Origin of the sequence: Polaromonas sp. CT11-55 (assembly GCF_047303325.1) — a bacterium.
Taxonomy (GTDB): Bacteria; Pseudomonadota; Gammaproteobacteria; order Burkholderiales; family Burkholderiaceae_C; genus Polaromonas.
This window is the reverse complement of sequence record NZ_JBKBEX010000002.1, coordinates 310,903-327,713: the sequence shown is the minus strand read 5'-3', so window position 1 is coordinate 327,713 and position 16,811 is coordinate 310,903. Positions and strand designations below refer to the sequence as shown.

Here is a 16,811-nt window from a genome sequence, read left to right as displayed (position 1 = left end):
AAAAACGATGACTGATCACGATGTCCTCGTACGCTTTGCAGGCGTGCAGAAAACCTATGACGGCGAGCAGCTTGTCGTGCAGCAGCTTGACCTCGACATCCATCGCGGGGAGTTCCTGAGCCTGCTGGGCCCTTCGGGCTCCGGGAAAACCACGACCTTGATGATGCTTGCCGGCTTCGAGTCCCCCACGGCCGGCGAGATTTTCCTGGGCGGCGCGCAGATCACGGGCACCCCGCCGCACAAGCGCAACTTCGGCATGGTGTTCCAGAACTACGCGCTGTTCCCGCACCTCACCGTGGGCCAGAACGTGGCGTATCCGCTCACGGTGCGCAAGGTCTCCAAGGCCGACCAGGCAAGCCGCGTGCAGCGCGCGCTCGACATGGTCCGCCTGTCGGGCATGTCCGACCGCCTGCCCGGCCAGCTTTCCGGCGGCCAGCAGCAGCGCGTGGCCCTGGCGCGGGCGCTGGTGTTCGAGCCCCAGCTGGTGCTGATGGACGAGCCCCTGGGCGCACTCGACAAGCAGCTGCGCGAGCACATGCAGATCGAGCTGAAAGAACTGCACAAGCAGCTGGGCGTGACCTTTGTCTACGTCACCCACGACCAGGGCGAAGCGCTGACAATGAGCGACCGCGTGGCGGTGTTCAACGATGGTGTGATCCAGCAACTGGCCCCTGTGGAGGCGCTGTACGAGACGCCCTCCAACCGTTTTGTCGCCGGCTTCGTCGGTGACAGCACGGTACTCAAGGGCAAAGCCGGCACCGCCGGCATCGAATTGCCGGACGGCCGCGTCCTGGGCGGCATCAACGTCAACCAGGCGCCTGCCGGTGCGCAGGTGGAGGCCTACATCCGGCCCGAGCGCATCGTGCTGCACCGCCAGCCCCTGCCCGCGTTGGCGAACGTGCTCGCCGCGCGCGTCGCGCGGGTCATCTATTTCGGTGACCACCTGCGCCTGCTCTGCGACCTTGGCGAAGGCCAGGCCGAAGCCACAGTGAAGCTGCCCCTGATCGCGCTGGACGGCCTGGTATCGCCGCAGCCCGGGGAGGCCGTTCACCTGGAATTCCCCGCGGCATTTACGCGGATTTACGGCACCTGACCGCGCCCGCACCACACTTTTTGCCTTTCTTTTTCACGCGTTTCTTTCATCAACCACCGAGGACTCACCCCATGACTACCCTGAAGAAAAACATCATCGCCATCACGGCGGCTTCTTGCCTGGCCCTGCCAGCCCTGGCGCAGCAGCAGATCACCGTCATCAACTTCGGCGGCGCCAACGCCAACGCGCAAAAGAAGGCGTATTACGAGCCTTACGAAAAGACGGGCACCAAAGTCATCGCCGGCGAATACAACGGCGAGCAGGCCAAGATCAAGGCCATGGTCGAGACCAAGAAGGTCACCTGGGACGTGGTCGAGGTCGAGTCGCCCGACGTCCAGCGCGGCTGCGACGAAGGGCTGTTCGAAAAGATCGACTTCAGCAAGATAGGCGCCAAGGCGGACTTCCTTCCCGCCGCCGTGCACGACTGCGGCGTCGGTGTTTTTGTCTGGTCCACCGTCATGGCCTGGAACGCGGACAAGGTCAAGACAGCCCCCGCCAGCTGGGCCGATTTCTGGGACACCAAAAAGATTCCCGGCAAGCGCGGCATGCGCAAGGGCGCCCGCTACAACCTGGAGTTCGCATTGATGGCCGACGGCGTCAAGCCGGCCGACGTCTACAAGGTCCTGGCCACCAAGGACGGTGCCGACCGCGCATTCCGCAAGCTGACCGAACTCAAGCCCAGCATCCAGTGGTGGGAAGCCGGCGCCCAGCCCGCGCAATTCCTCGTGGCCGGTGACGTCGCCCTGAGCACGGTCTACAACGGCCGCATCGACGCCGCCAACCGCGAAGGCCGCAATCTGAAAATCTACTGGCCCGGCGGCATCTACGACCTGGACTACTGGGTCATCCCCAAGGGCGCGCCCAACAAGGACGCCTCGATGAAATTCATCGCCTTCGCCAGCCAGCCCGCCACGCAAGCCGTGTACGCGCAGAACATCGCCTACGGCCCCGTGAACACCAAGGCCCTGGCCAAGCTGGACAAGAAGGTGCTGGACGACCTGCCGACCTCGCAGGCCAACGCCAAAGAAGCCATCCAGATGAACGTCGGCTTCTGGGCCGACCAGGGCGAAGCGCTGGAAAAACGCTTCGCCGCCTGGGCCACGCAGTAAAACCCGGAGCAAGCCAGCATGACCAGCTCCACCAGCAAAGCAGCCCTGACGGGTGAAGACGCCCGCGCGCTGCGCCAGGCGCTGTCGCGGGCCGAGGCGCGGCGCAAATGGCGCGCTTTCGCCCTGACAGTGCCCCTGCTGGTGTTTCTCCTGCTGACCTTGCTCATTCCTATCGCGGCGCTGCTTCAGCGCGCCGTTGAAAACCCGGAGGTGGCGACAGCGCTGCCCCGGACGGTGAAAAGCCTTGAGGGCTGGAGCCCCGAGGCGCCACCGGCCGCCGCAAGCTACGCGGCGCTGGTGCAAGACCTGGGCCACCTTCCAGACAGCTCCGATGCCGGTGCGCTTGCGCGAAGGCTCAACTCTGAAGTGCCCGGCGCTCGCTCATTGGTCATGGGCGCGTTTCGCGCCTTGCCCGTCACGGGCTCTCCCGAGGAAATACGGGACCGGCTGCTCCAGCTCGATCCGCGCTGGGCGGACCCGCCCTTCTGGCAAGCGATCGCCAAAAACGGTTCCCGCTGGACGCCCGACTACCTGCTGGCATCGGTGGACCTGCGGCGGGGCAGCCAGGGTGATATCGAGCGCATGCCGCCCGAGCTGCGCGCCTTCGGCCCCATCCTGCTGCGCACCTTCCAGATCAGCTTTATCGTCACGCTCTTCTGCCTGGCGCTGGGTTATCCGCTGGCCTGGTGGCTGGCTTCGCTTCCAGCGCGCAAGGCGAACCTGCTGATGATCCTGGTGCTGGTGCCCTTCTGGACTTCCATCCTGGTCCGGGTGGCCGCCTGGATCGTGCTGCTGCAATCGGAAGGCCTGGTCAATCGCGGGCTGATGGGCATGGGCCTCATAGACAGCCCCCTGCCGCTTCTGTTCAACCGCGCGGGTGTGGTGATCGCCATGGTGCACATCCTGCTGCCCTTCATGATCCTGCCGCTTTACAGCGTGATGAAAAACGTGCCGCCGACCTATGTGCGGGCCGCGGTTTCGCTGGGCAGCGCTCCCCTGGCCGCATTCTTTCGCGTCTACGTGCCGCAAACCTACCCGGGCATCAGCGCCGGGGCATTGCTGGTGTTCATCCTGTCCATCGGCTACTACGTGACCCCTGCCCTGCTGGGCGGCGCGGACGACCAGATGCTGAGTTATTACATCGCGCGGTACACCAATGTGCAGGTCAATTGGGGAATGGCCTGCGCGCTGGGCGCGCTGCTGCTGACCGCCACCATGGTTCTTTACGGCGTCTACCGGCGCATCGGCAAGGCCGAACTCAGCATGGGCTGATACCCCTCACGCTACAGACCCTCCGCAGCTTTCCACTCTTCATCCGCCATGCACAAACTCATCAACGGCCCCGTCTTCCCGCGCTATGCCACCACGGCCGACAAAGCCGGCTGGTGGCTGGTGCGTGCCGCTTGCGTCGCCATACTCATCTTTCTGCTGACGCCCATCCTGGTCGTGGTGCCGCTGTCTTTTTCCGACAGCTCATTCCTGGCTTACCCCATCCCGGGCTGGTCGTTGAAGTGGTACCGCAACCTGATGGATTCGCCCGAATGGGCCCGCGCCGCGAAGAACAGCTTCATCGTGGCGCCCGCCGCCACACTGATCGCCACCACGCTCGGCACGATGGCCGCGGTGGGCCTGTCGCGCACCCACTTTCGCTTCAAGAGCCTGCTCATGGGCATTCTCATCGCGCCGATGGTGGTGCCCATCGTGGTGGTAGGGGTGGCCACCTACCTCTACTTCGCGCCGCTCGGCCTGGCCGACAGCTACCTGGGCCTGATCGCCGTGCACGCGGCGCTGGGCACGCCTTTCGTGCTCACCACCGTGCTGGCAACGCTTGCGGGTTTCAACCGCAACCTGGTCAGGGCATCACTGAGCCTTGGCGAAACGCCCTTGCGAACCTTCTTCAGGATCACACTGCCGGTCATCGCTCCGGGCGTGATCTCCGGCGCACTGTTCGCGTTTGCCACCTCTTTCGACGAAGTGGTGGTCACGCTGTTCCTGGCCGGCACGGACCAGGCTACCCTGCCCCGCCAGATGTTCAACGGCATCCGGGAAAACATCTCCCCAACGATCGCGGCGGTGGCCACCTTGCTGATCATTTTCACGACCACCCTCCTGTTGCTGCTGGAGTGGCTGCGCGGGCGGCGCCGCTGACCGCACTGCGGCCTCTTCTTCATTAAAGGATAAGCATGCAGCAACACAACACCCGGGCCGAGGTCATCGGCAACCTGCCCGCCGCAGTCGAGCGATATTTCCAACTCATGTACGACTGCGACGTCGCGCAGTTCGACAACGTCTTTCATCCCACGGCGCAACTCCACGGCTTCACGGATGATGCGCTGGTGGTATGGCCCACCTCGGCCTACCGGGAGATTCTGGCGACCCGCATCTCCCCGCTGCTTTCAGGCGCGCCGCGGGAGCAGGAAATCCTGCTGATCGACGTGGTGTCGAACCGGCAGGCCATGGTCAAGGTGCGAGTGCGCATCAACCAGAAAGTGTTCGTCGACCACCTGGGCTACCTTCGCACCGATGAGGGCTGGCGCATCACCTCCAAGGCCTTCCACCTGGAGGGCAGCGCACCATGACGCTCCAAGCCACCGCACTCATGCACGTCGACGACGAGCGGGTCGTCGTGACCGAATGGCGCTTTGCGCCGGGCGCCGAAACAGGCCATCACGTCCACACCCGCCCCTACGTGGTGGTACCGCTGACGGACGGCACCCTGGGCATAGGCGGGTCAGACGTCACCCTGTGCGCGGGGCAAGCGTATGCGCGGCCCGCGGGCGTGGCGCACAACGTCATCAACACAGGCACGAACGAATTCCGGTTTGTGGAAATCGAATTGAAAGGCATGCTCCCATGAAAACGCACCATCTATCCACGCTCATTGCAGCCTTCAGCCTGGTGCTGCCGGCGCACGCCCAGAGCCCCGTTCAAATCCCCGCGCAAGGGCTGACCGTCGCCAACTTCGGCGGGGCCAACGGCAAGGCGCAGGACGCGGCCTTCATCCAGCCCTTCAAGGCAGCCTACAAAACCGAAGCGCGGGGGGTTGAATATCCGGGTGACCTCCCGGCCATTCGCAACATGGTCAAGGAACGCAAGAACGAATGGGATGTGGCCGAAGTGGAATCCGCCGACCTGAAGGCCGGATGCGATGCCGGCCTCTTCGAGCGCATGGACCGCGGCAGCATTCCCCATGCCGGCATGCTGCTGCCGGGCACCGTGCAGGAGTGCGGCGTCGGCGCATTCGTGTGGGCCACCGTCATGGCCTACGAGCCGGGCCGCTTCAAGGAGGCGCCGCGCAGCTGGCAAGACTTCTGGGACGTGCAGCGCTTTCCCGGCAAGCGGGGGCTGCGCAAGGGCGCGCGCTACAACATGGAAATCGCGCTGATGGCCGACGGCGTGCACCGCCGCGACGTGTACGCCATGCTGGCCACCGAGGCGGGCGCCCGGCGCGCCCTGGCCAAGCTCGAGCAGCTCAAACCCCACATCATCTGGTGGGAGTCGGGCTCCCAGCCGCCCCAGCGCCTGGCTTCCGGCGAAACCACGCTGTCCACCGCCTTCAACGGCCGCATCGCCGCTGCCAACCGCGAGCGCCTCAGCCCGCTGGCCATTTCCTGGGCCGATGCCGTGTACGAGTTGGACTACTGGGTCATCATCAAGGGCACGCCCAGGCTGGAGCAGGCGCGCGCCTTCATCAGTTTCGCCACCTCGGAAGAAGCGCAACTGGCCTTTTCGCGCGAGATTCCCTACGGCCCCACACACTTCAACGCCATCCTGCGTTATGACACCGGCCGCAGCCGCCCGGCTGCCAGCGCACCGGTCACGGACCTGTCCATGGCCGGCAGCGACCTGCCCTCGGCGCCCGGCAACATGCGCCGCTCGCTGGCCTTTGATCCGGCCTTCTGGACGAAGGCCGGCGGGGCTGCGCTGGAAAAGCAGTTTGCCCAGCACATGAAATAGCACCCGAACGCCGGGAGGTGCGAAGGCGCCCCCCGGCAATACCCTTCGCACTGAAACCCTTTCCCCGGGTCGCATACACGCTTGCGGCCCGTGCCTCCATTGGAAAGCTGTCAAAATCACCCGACGGTTTCCCGCTCCTTTGCTCTTCTTTTGCATCCCTTTCGCTCTCCTCCCGCATTCCTCCTTCTCTCCTCCCCCGCTTTAAGGACTCCCGCTCATGGACATGAAAACTTCCCCCATTTCCCTGCTCAAAGACCCCAGCCTCCTGAAAACCGACGCGCTGATCAACGGCCAATGGGTTGCGGGCAAGGCCCGGTTTGACGTGAACGACCCGGCCACCGGGCTGAAGCTGGCCGACGTGGCCAACCTGGGCCCGCAGGACGCGGAAGCCGCCATTGCCGCGGCCAACGCCGCCTGGCCCGCCTGGCGCAGCAAGACCGGCAAGGAACGTCACGCCATCCTGCTCAAGTGGTTCCAGCTGCTGATGGCCAACCAGGAAGACCTGGCCCGCATCATGACGGCCGAGCAAGGCAAGCCCTTCGCCGAGGCCAAGGGCGAGATCGCCTACGGCGCGAGTTTCGTCGAATGGTTTGCCGAAGAGGCCAAACGCGTCAACGGCGAGACCCTGCCGCAGTTCGACAACAACCGCCGCCTGATGGTCATCAAGCAGCCCATCGGTGTGTGCGCCGCCATCACGCCCTGGAACTTCCCGCTGGCCATGATCACGCGCAAGGTCGCCCCCGCCCTGGCCGCCGGCTGCCCGGTGGTTATCAAGCCGGCCGAGCTCACACCGCTGACGGCCCTGGCCGCCGCCGAGCTGGCCGTGCGCGCCGGCATCCCGGCCGGTGTGCTCAACCTGCTGACGGCCGACGGCGCCAACAGCATCGCCGTGGGCAAGGTCTTCTGCGCCAGCGACGTGGTGCGCCACATCAGCTTCACCGGCTCCACCGAAGTCGGCCGCATCCTGATGGCGCAAAGCGCGCCCAGCATCAAGAAACTCGCGCTGGAACTGGGCGGTAACGCGCCCTTCATCGTGTTCGACGACGCCGATGTGGACTCCGCCGTCGAAGGCGCGATGGCCAGCAAATACCGCAATGCCGGCCAGACCTGCGTCTGCGCCAACCGCATTTATGTGCAGGACGGCATTTATGACCAGTTCGTCGAGAAATTCGCCGCCAAGGTCAAGGCGCTCAAGGTCGGCAACGGCTTCGAGGACGGCGTGGTGCAGGGTCCGCTGATCGAGGACGCCGCCGTCGAGAAAGTGCAGCGCCATGTGGATGACGCGGTGGCCAAGGGCGGCAAATTGCTCGCGGGCGGCCACAAGATCAAGGGCCAGTTCTTCGAGCCAACCGTTATCTCCGAAGCCACCGCCGACATGCTGTGCGCCAGGGAAGAAACCTTCGGCCCCTTCGCGCCGGTGTTCCGCTTCCACAAGGACCAGGAGGCGATCGACGCGGCCAACAACACCGAGTTCGGCCTGGCCAGCTATTTCTACAGCCGCGACATCGGCCGCATCTACCGCGTGGCCGAGGCGCTGGAATACGGCATGGTGGGCATCAACGCGGGCGTGATCGCCACCGAGCACGTGCCCTTCGGCGGCGTCAAGCAGTCGGGCCTGGGCCGCGAGGGTTCGCGCCACGGCATCGAAGAGTACCTTGAGATGAAGTACCTGTGCCTGGGCGACATCCAGCGCTAAACTGGTTCCCCCTACACTCGCCCGCCCACCACGCCCCTATGCGATTGCTGCTTGTTGAAGACGAAGCCGAGATGGCGGCGTGGCTGCTGCGTGCCTTCAAGCAAAGCGGCTACGTGTCCGACCACGCGCCCGATGCCGCCACCGCCGAGTCGCTGCTGGCCGGCAATGACTATGACGCCGTGGTGCTCGACCTGCGCCTGCCCGACAAGCACGGGCTGGCGCTGCTGGCCGAGTTGCGCAAGGACGGCAACCGCACGCCCGTGCTGGTGCTGACCGCCCAGGGCTCGCTGCAGGACCGGGTCAAGGGCCTGAACGTCGGGGCCGACGATTTCCTGAGCAAGCCCTTTGCCCTCGAGGAACTCGAGGCCCGCCTTGCCGCGCTGGTGCGGCGCAGCCGCGGCCGTTCCCACGCGCCGCTGCAGTGCGGCTCGCTGTCCTGCCCGCACGACAGCCGCGCCTTCACGCTGGGCGGCACGCTGCTGCAGCTCACGCCGCGCGAGAGCGCGGCCCTGGCCGTGCTGCTGGCGCGCAGCGGCACGCCGGTGGAAAAATCGCAGCTTTCGGGCAAGGTCTTCCCGGCCGACAGCAACGCCGGCCCCGATGCCATCGAACTGGTGCTGCACCGGCTGCGCCGCAAGCTTGAAGGCGGCGACGTGCGCATCGTCACCGTGCGCGGCCTGGGCTACATGCTGGAGGCCATCACGCCGGAAAGCGCCGCGCATGAAGATACTGCGCACTGACCCCGACCGCTTCGGTATACGCGCGCGCCTGCTCACGCTGCTGCTCCCGGCCATCCTGGGCCTGCTGGCCCTGGACAGCTGGAACGACTACCGCGCCCTCAGAAACCAGGTGCAGGATGCCTACGACCAGAGCATGCTGGAGGCCGCGCACGCGCTGCAAAGCAGCGTGACACCGGCGCGGGACGGCTCGCTGCGCCTGAACACGCCGGCCGGGGTGCAAGCCATATTCGGCGCCGACTATCCCCTGCAGAAATACCTGCAGGTGAGCCTGGCGCCCCTGCCGCAGGCGCAGGCTCCGGCACCGGCCGGGAAAGCCAGCTCGCCCGAACTCACCCTGCTGGGCGGAACAGAACTGCCGGCACCGCCCACCGAACTTTCGACGCCAGGCCCCGACGCCCCCGCCGCGGGCTCGCCCGTCTGGTACGACAGCTTCCATGCGGGCCATCCGGTGCGTGTGGTGGCCCTTCGCAGCCAGGTGCTTGATGGGCAGGGCCGGCCCTTCAGCCTGCTGGTCCAGGTCGCCGAAAGCACGGTCCCGCGCGACCGGGCGCAGGATGCCACCCTGCGGCAGGAGCTGATACGCGACGCGCGCATGGTGCTGGTCATGGTGCTGCTGGTCTGGCTGGGCGTGACCTGGTCGCTGCAGCCGCTGGAGCGCCTGCGCAAGTCGGTGCTGCAGGGCAAGGGGGGCGAACTCAAGCCGCTGGACACCAGTGGCGTGCCGCATGAAGTGGCGCCGCTGGTCGAGGCCCTGAACCAGCACCTGGCCAGCTACCACGAGCTGCTCGAGCAGCAGTCGCAGTTCCTGGCCGATGCCTCGCACCAGCTGCGCACACCGCTGGCCATCATGCTGACCCAGGCCGGCGTGGCGCTGCGCGAAAAAGACACGGAACAGATTCACACCACCCTGCGCGCCATGGTCGCCCAGATCGCGCGCAGCCGGCGCCTGTGCGAGCAGCTGCTCTCGCTGGCCCACGCGAGCGAGAGCGCGCCGCCCGCCGGCACGCCCACCCTCGTCGACCTCAACGCCGTCGCCCGCGAGGTGGTGCTGCAGCACCTGGCGCTGGCCCATGAGAAAAACCTGGACCTGGGCTGGGTCGACGCCCGCGGAGATTCGGCGGATACGGATACGGATACGGATACGGCCGCGGCGCAGGACGCACCGGCAGCCGCGGTCCCGGTGCTGGCGCGGGAGCCCGAGCTGCACGAGGCGCTTTCCAACCTGGTGCACAACGCCATCGCCTACACGCCGGCCGGCGGCCAGATCACCGTGATGGCGGACAGCCGGGACGGCATGGCACTGGCCGAGGTTCGCGACAACGGCCCCGGCATTGCCCAGGATCGCCGCGCCGGGGTGTTTGAGCGCTTCCATTCGGCCGGTCCAGGGGCCGGCAAAGGCTCGCGCGGCGCCGGGCTGGGCCTGTCCATCGCGCGCGCCTATGCCAGGCGCAACGGCGGCGACATCGAGCTGGCCAACCCGGCCTCCGGTACCGGTCTGCGCGCCATTCTGCGCCTGCCGCTGGCGCCCCATCCGCAGCGCTGAACACCCAATGCTTCTGGTATTACTCCCTCTCCCTCTGGGAGAGGGCGGGGTGAGGGCTGACGGCGCCTGAGAATTGGAGGCATTCGAATGCGGGAACCGCCCTCACCCTAACCTCTCCCAGAGGGAGAGGGGACAGGGAATAGCCCGTTAGTGATAACACGTATTTTGGCCCGGGCCGCGCAAAACGAAAGCAGATTGGAAGCCTCGCTTCCTAACATCCCCTCCAGACCGAACACCCCCAAAGCCGCATTTTCCGAGCGGCCCGGGGCCGGGACACCACCCCCAAGGAGACACGGATGACACACCCCCCGTTTGCGACAAGGCCCTTCGCGGCCCAGCCATGGAGCGCCCCACGATGAATTTCAACAACCGCAATTTCATACGGGGCCTGTGCCTCATGGCCATTGCCCTGGTCTTTGGCGGGGTGTCCTTCAACTACACACTGGGCGAGCTGAGCCGCTCCGGGCCCGGCCTGTTTCCGCTGCTGGTCAGCTCCTTCCTGTTCGTCATCGGCGTGCTCACCGTGGTGCGCTCGCATTTTGTCGATCCCGTGCCGCTGGACTACAGCATCAAGAACATCGCCATCATCCTGCTGAGCCTGGTCGGCTTCTCGTTGATCTCCCAGTTCGTCAACATGATCCTGGGCATCGTCTTCCTGGTGTTCTGCTCCACCCTGGCCGGCACCTCGTATTCGCTGGTGCGCAACGTCAAGATCTCCCTCGGCCTGATTGCCGTGGCCTTTGCCTTCAAACACCTTCTGGGCCTGAGCCTGCCCCTGTACTGATATGGACGTCCTACACAACCTCGCGTTCGGTTTCGAACACGCGCTGACCCTGCAAAACCTGATGTATTGCGCCCTGGGCTGCACCGTGGGCACACTGATCGGGCTGCTGCCCGGCCTGGGCCCCCTGTCCACCATCAGCCTGCTGCTGCCGCTGACCTACTCCATCCCCACCGGCGGCGCGCTCATCATGCTGGCCGGCATTTACTACGGCGCCCAGTACGGCGACAGCGTCAGCGCCATCACCATGAAGATCCCGCACGCCAGCAGCATCGTGGCCTGCATAGACGGCTACCAGATGACGCTCAAGGGCAAGACCGGCCTGGCGCTGTTCACCGCCGGTGTCTCCAGCTTCATTGGCGGCACGGTGGCCATCGTGGTGCTGTCGACCATGGCGCCCGCGCTGGGCGAGGTCGGCTTCCTGTTCGGGCCGGCCGATTACTGCGCGCTGATGCTGCTGGGTTTCTTCTGCGTGAGTTTTGTCAGCAGCGGCAGCCTGCTCAACGGCCTGGCCATGGCCATGGTCGGCGTGCTGCTCGGCATGGTCGGCACCGACGTCAACAGCGGCGTGGCGCGCTACACCATGAACCTGCCCTTCCTGATGGACGGCATAGGCCTGATCAGCATCGCGCTGGGCTGCTTCGGCATTGCCGAGGTCGTGAAAAACCTCGACAACAAAAACGTGCTCACGCCCTTTAACGGCAAGATCAAGCTCATGCCCACCTGGCCCGAGTTCAAGCGCATCATCCCCAGCGCGCTGCGCGGCAGCGTGATCGGCTCCGTCCTGGGCATACTGCCCGGCGGCGGCCCCACCATCGCCCAGTTCGCCGCCTATGCGGCCGACAAGAAGCTCAGCAAGTACAAGCACGAGATCGGCACCGGCTGCATCGAAGGCGTGGCCGGCCAGGCCGCCGCCGACGAGGCCGCCGCGCGCACCAGCTTCATCCCGCTGATGGCCATCGGCATTCCCGAGAACGCCGTCATGGCGCTGATGATGGCCGCCTTTGTGGTCAAGGGCATACAGCCCGGCCCCAACATGATAGGCACCCACCCCGACCTGTTCTGGGGCCTGGTGGCCAGCATGTGGATAGGCAACTGCTTCCTGCTGGTCCTCAACGTGCCCCTGGTGCGCTACTGGCTGTCGGTCTTCAAGATCCCCTACACCGTGCTGTTCCCGGCCATCCTGTTCTTCTGCTGCATAGGCACTTACAGCATCAACAACAGCCTGGACGACATCTACACCACCGCCGTGTTCGGCTTTATCGGCTACCTCTTTCTGCGCCTGGACATGGAGGCCGCGCCGCTGCTGCTGGGCTTTATCCTGGGCCCCATGCTGGAAGAGAACTTCCGCCGTGCCATGCTGCTGAGCCGCGGCAGCTTCAACGTCTTCGTCAACCGCCCCATCAGCGGCACCCTGCTCGGCGTCATCGGCATCCTGGTCGTATGGCAGACGGTGGTGTTTATCCGCAAGCTGATCAAGTCGCCCGACCACCACATCCACTCGGAAAAGCAGGGCGAACTGGCTCCCACGCCTGTCGCGGCGGCTGCCACCTCCGGGTCGCTGGCTTCCGGCGAATAAGGCCCACCCCAAGCACAAGCCCCCGAAACTGCCTTGCGGCGGTTCCGGGGGCTTGTTTCATGCGGCCGTTGTGTTGAAATAAGCCTCTCTTTGAGGAGACCTTAGAACATGAACCGCAGACTCTTCGTCCACGCCGGCGCCACCGCGGCCCTCGCCCTCTTCCTGCCACTCGCCATCGCCCAGTCCGCGGGCGCCAAACGCCAGGGCATCGTGATCCAGGTCAGCGACAACGACCCGGCCAAATGGAACCTGGCGCTCAACAACGCCAAAAACCTGCAGGACGACGTGGGCGCGGCCAATGTCGAGATCGAGATCGTCGCCTACGGCCCCGGCATAGGCATGCTCAAGCTCGAGTCGCCCACCGGCTCGCGCATCACCGACGCCGCCAAAGCCGGAGTCAGGATCAGCGCCTGCGAGAACACCATGCGCGCCCAGAAGCTCAGCAAGGACGACATGCTGGCCGGCATCAGCTATGTGCCCGCCGGCGTCACGGAGATCATGAAGAAGCAGCACGAGGGCTGGGCTTACCTGCGGCCTTGACAGCACCCCGCCTTGTCCTATTCGCCGGCGCTTTGCCCCTTCTCATTCGAATCCCTGATGAAATCTTTTTTTTACCTCGCAATCGCAGCGCTCAGCATCCTGGCTGGGTGTGCATCCATCGAACCCCCGCTTGCATCCACAGCCCTCCCGGAAAAGGGTTTTGGCTACATCTCAAGCCTCGCCTATACCAGTACCACTCAGGATTTCTCGCTGACACTGGAAAACACTGCGACTGGAAAAAAATACGGGCTTCCGTTGGGGGACAGCTCGTCGCCGGCGGCCAACCTTTCCGACAAAATCACGGCTATCAAGGTGCCGACGGGGAAGTACAAGCTCGTGAACTGGAGCGACGATGGGATTTTCCTCAACGGGCTGAAGAATTCGGCTTCGGGCGCACATCCGCTGATGCAGGCATTCACCGTCTCCGACGGCTCGGTCACCGTGCTGGGGCGGTTCATACTTGATAGGGACGTCAAAGCCGGATTCCCCTACACCTGGATCACCAACTCGATACGTCCAGGGCCAATCTCTGAAAAAGAAGTGAAAGAACTTTTTCATGCCGCCTACCCCCTGCTGACCGAGAAATCGCTGTCCTGCCTGGCCTGCACCGACTATTGAGTTCGCTGACCCGGAGGCAACCGCGCCACCCGGACTTGAGCACAGGCGCAGACCATGAAACCTGTTGTCTTCTCAACAGGTGTCAAGGCTGCTCAGCCCCTTCCAGCCGCGCCGCCTGCACGGGCCGGTGAAAACGCTGGTTGAGCTTGCCACGCCAGTGGTTGATCAGGTGGTAGATCAGCTGGAAACACACGGTGAAGATCACAATCACCACACCGATCAGCAGCAGCCTGTCGCCGGCCTTGGGCAGGGTTTCGATGGCGCGCAGCGTGACGGTGGTGGCCTCGACCACACCCACCGCGGCGCCAAAGCCCGAGGACAGCACCATGACAAAAAAGGCGCGCACCAGGCCCATCACAAACAGCATGGCCGCGACGGGCGAGCCGCTGCGCAGTTGCCGCATGGCCTCGACAGCGTGGTCTGACACATAGGCCGCCGCGTACAGCGTGAGCGAAAGCACCACCGCCAGCCAGGGCGTCATGGCGAACTGCCGCTGGCCGACATGAAAATCCGGCACGACATTGACCAGGAAGAACATCACAACAAAGGTGGGTACGGTACGCAGCAGTGCGACCAGCCAGGCGGCCGGCGTGGCGGCCAGGCCGTTGTGAAAGCGCGCGGCCGCCAGCGGCGCGCCCAGCAGCATGCCGCCCAGCAAGGCGCAGGTCGCAATCTGGAAGTTCACCAGCAAGCCGCGCAGGAAATCCGGCAAAAAATGCGGGAGCAGCTCAAGCATAGGCACCCCCGCTCAGGGCCAGGCGCGACTGCCAGACATCGGCCAGGCGGTGCACCAGGGCGACCAGCAGCATGTAAAAAATCAGCAAAAAGGTGTAGGTGGTGATGCGCTCGCTGGAGAACGAGGCGACGTCGGTCAGCGCGGCCAGCAGTTCAGGCACACCCATCACCGACGCGGCCGGGCTGCCCCGGGTGGCGTTCACGACAAAGGCCACCATTTGTGTCCTGGCCCGGTAGACCGCGGCGCTCAGCGCGGGCTGGGCCGGCGCGCGCTCCTCGCGCAGCGTGAGCATGGCCTCGGCCACGGCCTGACCGGCATTGCTGCCGTTGAACAGGCCCAGCACCAGCACGGCCGCGGCCAGCGCCACCAGCGGCGAGGTCGCGCCCATGGCGCCGACCACCACACCGGCCAGGATCATGAGCAGGATCAGCGGCGTCGACTGCATGGGCCAGAGCACACAGCGCATGGACCAGCGTACCCACGGCGTGTGCGAGGTCAGGCCGGCGCCAAAGGCCAGCGCGAAACCCCAGGTTGCGAGGACGGCCCCCACCACCAGCAGCAGGGAAAACCACACACCTTCCAACAACAAGTCCAGCGCCACCCAGGTCTTGAACATGGCCAGGGTGACCCGCGTGCCGGTGGCCTGGTAGATAAAGTGTTCGAGCTGGTCGACCTTGGCGGCAAAGGAGGTCGGCGGCAGCTGGTTGTCCAGCGGCGCTTTCACGCAGGCCGGGTCGTTCAGGGCGCTGATCTGCGCGCAGGTGCTGCTGGACCAGAGCTTGCGCTGCTGCGCCAGAAAGGGCGAGTCCACACCGTGTTTTTGGGCCAGGGCCTGCAGGGCGCCCGAGATGTGCAGCTGCTGCATCGACAGCGCCAGCACGTCAGCCAGGCGCTCGCCGCCGTCGCGCGCCACGGCAACGCCCCAGGGCAGCGGCGCGAAGCCGAACTTGCTGTCATAGGCCGCGGCAAATGCGGGCTGCTGCAGGTAGGACGCAAAAAAACTGTCGTCCTGCGCAACCAGCGAACAGCCGCCCAGGCGCAGCTCGTCAACCAGGCTGGAGGCTTTGTCAAACAGCTTGAGGCGCGCGCCGTTGACCGACAGCTCGGCATTGGTGCTGTTACCCACCGTCACGCAGACGGTGTTGCCGCGCAGCTTGACCAGGCCGCCTATTTGAAGCTCCTTGCGGCCCAGCACAATGGTTTGCGACTGGTAGTAGTGCGGCCGCACAAACAACGCTTCGCGGTCCCGTTGCAGGGTGTGGCCCATGGTGGCGATGACCAGGTCGACCCGGCCCTCGCCGAGCAAGGCCAGGCGATTGGCCGGCGTGACCACCACCAGCACGGGCTCCACGCCGAGCGAGCCCGCCAGCTGGCGCGCCAACTCGATTTCAAAACCCTGCAGCGCGCCTGTGGCGTCCTCAAACGCAAACGGCGGGTAGCCGGTGCGCACCCCCACCCTCAGGGTTTTTGTGCACAGCACGCGCGCGAGCACGTCCACCGCGTCATCGCATTTTTTGGTTTTTGGCGCGGCGGCCTGTGCCGGCGGCGCTTGCGGCGGCCGGCTGTCCTGGCCGGCGGCGCCAAAGCTCAGCAGCAGCGCCAGGGCCGGAACCAACAGGCGGCGCATCACCGCCGCAGCTTGCATGACAGGGCCGCTTTCATCCACGCTGCAGGTCCGCATCAAGCTTCCTCATGCTTCCAGCTGATTTCCACCAGGTCGAAGTCGACAAACCAGTAGTCGCCGATCCTGTGAATGCCCCGCCCTTCAAAACGCGTCCGCACCTGAGGGCTCAGGCAGGCGAGCTTGTGCGCGGGCAAAGGCGCCGAAGCGCAATAGGCGATGCGGGCCCGCAAGCCCAGCGCATCGGCCATGGCCTCGGTCTTGCTGAAATCGAGGAACACGTTGTGCGTCATCACAGCCAGGCCGCCGGGCGCCAGGTGGCGGCCCAGGCCCTGCAAGAACGGGTCCACACTGCGGCGCCCGTCTATGCCGCCGGCGCTCCAGCTCGGCAAGCGGCCGTCGCCCTCGATATGCTCGGCCGCGAACTGCGGCAGGTTGGTGACCACCAGGTCATAGCAGTCGTCCCCGCAGGCCGACCACATATCGCCCTGGACCAGGCTGGCCCTGGCCCGCAGACCCTCTTGATCGAGCAGCCCCTGCGTCGCCTGAACGGCAAGGCTTTCAAGTTCAATACCGACCGCGCTTTGCGCCCCCAGCGCCAGCAGCGTCGCCATCACCACGCCGCTGCCCGGTCCCATCTCAAGCGCCCGGGACGACAGCACGCGCGCCGGGTGCTTGCGCAGGTAGAGCAGCAAGGCGGCGGTGTACTCGCTAGGGCTAAATAGCTTGTTCTCGTTCAAGACAGTCTTCCTGCATCCCGGAACCGCGGGTTTCGACACGGGGGGCCGGCTTGGGGCG

At 65.4% G+C, this 16,811-nt stretch carries 17 protein-coding genes; 14 read left to right on the top strand and 3 right to left on the bottom strand.

Features of this window, described 5'->3' with window-relative positions; translation table 11 throughout:
* The first annotated feature begins 7 nt into the window (after positions 1-7).
* The 14 genes from ACEN8I_RS03450 (at position 8) to ACEN8I_RS03385 (ending at position 13,656) form a co-directional block, all read left to right on the top strand.
* A complete protein-coding gene (locus tag ACEN8I_RS03450) occupies positions 8-1,093 on the top strand; it encodes an ABC transporter ATP-binding protein (protein ID WP_413326296.1) in 1,086 nt (361 codons plus the stop codon).
* Positions 1,094-1,164: 71 nt separating this feature from the next.
* Entirely contained in the window at positions 1,165-2,202 is a 1,038-nt protein-coding gene (locus ACEN8I_RS03445; protein ID WP_413326294.1) for an ABC transporter substrate-binding protein, read from the top strand.
* Positions 2,203-2,220: 18 nt separating this feature from the next.
* On the top strand, positions 2,221-3,474 hold the full coding sequence (locus ACEN8I_RS03440) for an ABC transporter permease (protein ID WP_413326292.1): 1,254 nt from the start codon (positions 2,221-2,223) through the stop codon (positions 3,472-3,474).
* 48 nt (positions 3,475-3,522) lie between these two features.
* A complete protein-coding gene (locus ACEN8I_RS03435) occupies positions 3,523-4,350 on the top strand; it encodes an ABC transporter permease (RefSeq protein ID WP_413326290.1) in 828 nt (275 codons plus the stop codon).
* A gap of 35 nt (positions 4,351-4,385) precedes the next feature.
* Positions 4,386-4,781 (top strand): nuclear transport factor 2 family protein, encoded by a 396-nt coding sequence (locus ACEN8I_RS03430; protein WP_413326288.1) that lies wholly within the window; start codon positions 4,386-4,388, stop codon positions 4,779-4,781.
* Entirely contained in the window at positions 4,778-5,059 is a 282-nt protein-coding gene (locus ACEN8I_RS03425; RefSeq protein WP_413326286.1) for a cupin domain-containing protein, read from the top strand. Before ACEN8I_RS03430 ends, ACEN8I_RS03425 begins: the two co-directional genes overlap by 4 nt.
* Positions 5,056-6,159, top strand: a complete 1,104-nt coding sequence (locus ACEN8I_RS03420) for an ABC transporter substrate-binding protein (protein WP_413326284.1) — start codon at positions 5,056-5,058, stop codon at positions 6,157-6,159. The genes ACEN8I_RS03425 and ACEN8I_RS03420 overlap by 4 nt, the downstream gene beginning before the upstream one ends.
* Before the next feature lie 217 nt (positions 6,160-6,376).
* Positions 6,377-7,855: an NAD-dependent succinate-semialdehyde dehydrogenase gene (locus tag ACEN8I_RS03415; protein WP_413326282.1), complete on the top strand. Its 1,479-nt coding sequence runs from the start codon at positions 6,377-6,379 to the stop codon at positions 7,853-7,855.
* A gap of 38 nt (positions 7,856-7,893) precedes the next feature.
* Positions 7,894-8,595 carry a response regulator gene (locus tag ACEN8I_RS03410; protein WP_413326280.1) on the top strand — a complete coding sequence of 234 codons (702 nt, stop codon included), beginning with the start codon at positions 7,894-7,896 and terminating at the stop codon, positions 8,593-8,595.
* Positions 8,576-10,138 carry a sensor histidine kinase gene (locus tag ACEN8I_RS03405; protein WP_413326278.1) on the top strand — a complete coding sequence of 521 codons (1,563 nt, stop codon included), beginning with the start codon at positions 8,576-8,578 and terminating at the stop codon, positions 10,136-10,138. The genes ACEN8I_RS03410 and ACEN8I_RS03405 overlap by 20 nt, the downstream gene beginning before the upstream one ends.
* Before the next feature lie 355 nt (positions 10,139-10,493).
* A complete protein-coding gene (locus tag ACEN8I_RS03400; RefSeq protein WP_413326276.1) occupies positions 10,494-10,922 on the top strand; it encodes a tripartite tricarboxylate transporter TctB family protein in 429 nt (142 codons plus the stop codon).
* A 1-nt stretch (position 10,923) separates the two neighbouring features.
* Positions 10,924-12,498, top strand: a complete 1,575-nt coding sequence (locus tag ACEN8I_RS03395; RefSeq protein WP_413326274.1) for a tripartite tricarboxylate transporter permease — start codon at positions 10,924-10,926, stop codon at positions 12,496-12,498.
* Positions 12,499-12,606: 108 nt separating this feature from the next.
* Positions 12,607-13,038, top strand: a complete 432-nt coding sequence (locus ACEN8I_RS03390; RefSeq protein ID WP_413326272.1) for a DsrE family protein — start codon at positions 12,607-12,609, stop codon at positions 13,036-13,038.
* A gap of 57 nt (positions 13,039-13,095) precedes the next feature.
* Positions 13,096-13,656 carry a hypothetical protein gene (locus tag ACEN8I_RS03385; protein WP_413326270.1) on the top strand — a complete coding sequence of 187 codons (561 nt, stop codon included), beginning with the start codon at positions 13,096-13,098 and terminating at the stop codon, positions 13,654-13,656.
* Between the two features lie 82 nt (positions 13,657-13,738).
* Here the strand turns inward: ACEN8I_RS03385 and ACEN8I_RS03380 are convergent, their stop codons facing one another.
* The 3 genes from ACEN8I_RS03380 to ACEN8I_RS03370 are packed head-to-tail and all read right to left on the bottom strand — an operon-like array spanning position 13,739 to position 16,753.
* The gene (locus ACEN8I_RS03380) at positions 13,739-14,392 is read right to left on the bottom strand and encodes an ABC transporter permease subunit (RefSeq protein ID WP_413326268.1); all 654 of its coding nucleotides are present in this window, start codon (positions 14,390-14,392) and stop codon (positions 13,739-13,741) included.
* Complete coding sequence (locus tag ACEN8I_RS03375; RefSeq protein WP_413326266.1) at positions 14,385-16,073, bottom strand: transporter substrate-binding domain-containing protein; 1,689 nt, start codon at positions 16,071-16,073, stop codon at positions 14,385-14,387. Before ACEN8I_RS03375 ends, ACEN8I_RS03380 begins: the two co-directional genes overlap by 8 nt.
* Entirely contained in the window at positions 16,073-16,753 is a 681-nt protein-coding gene (locus tag ACEN8I_RS03370; protein WP_413326264.1) for a methyltransferase, read from the bottom strand. Before ACEN8I_RS03370 ends, ACEN8I_RS03375 begins: the two co-directional genes overlap by 1 nt.
* Between the last annotated feature and the right edge of the window lie 58 nt (positions 16,754-16,811).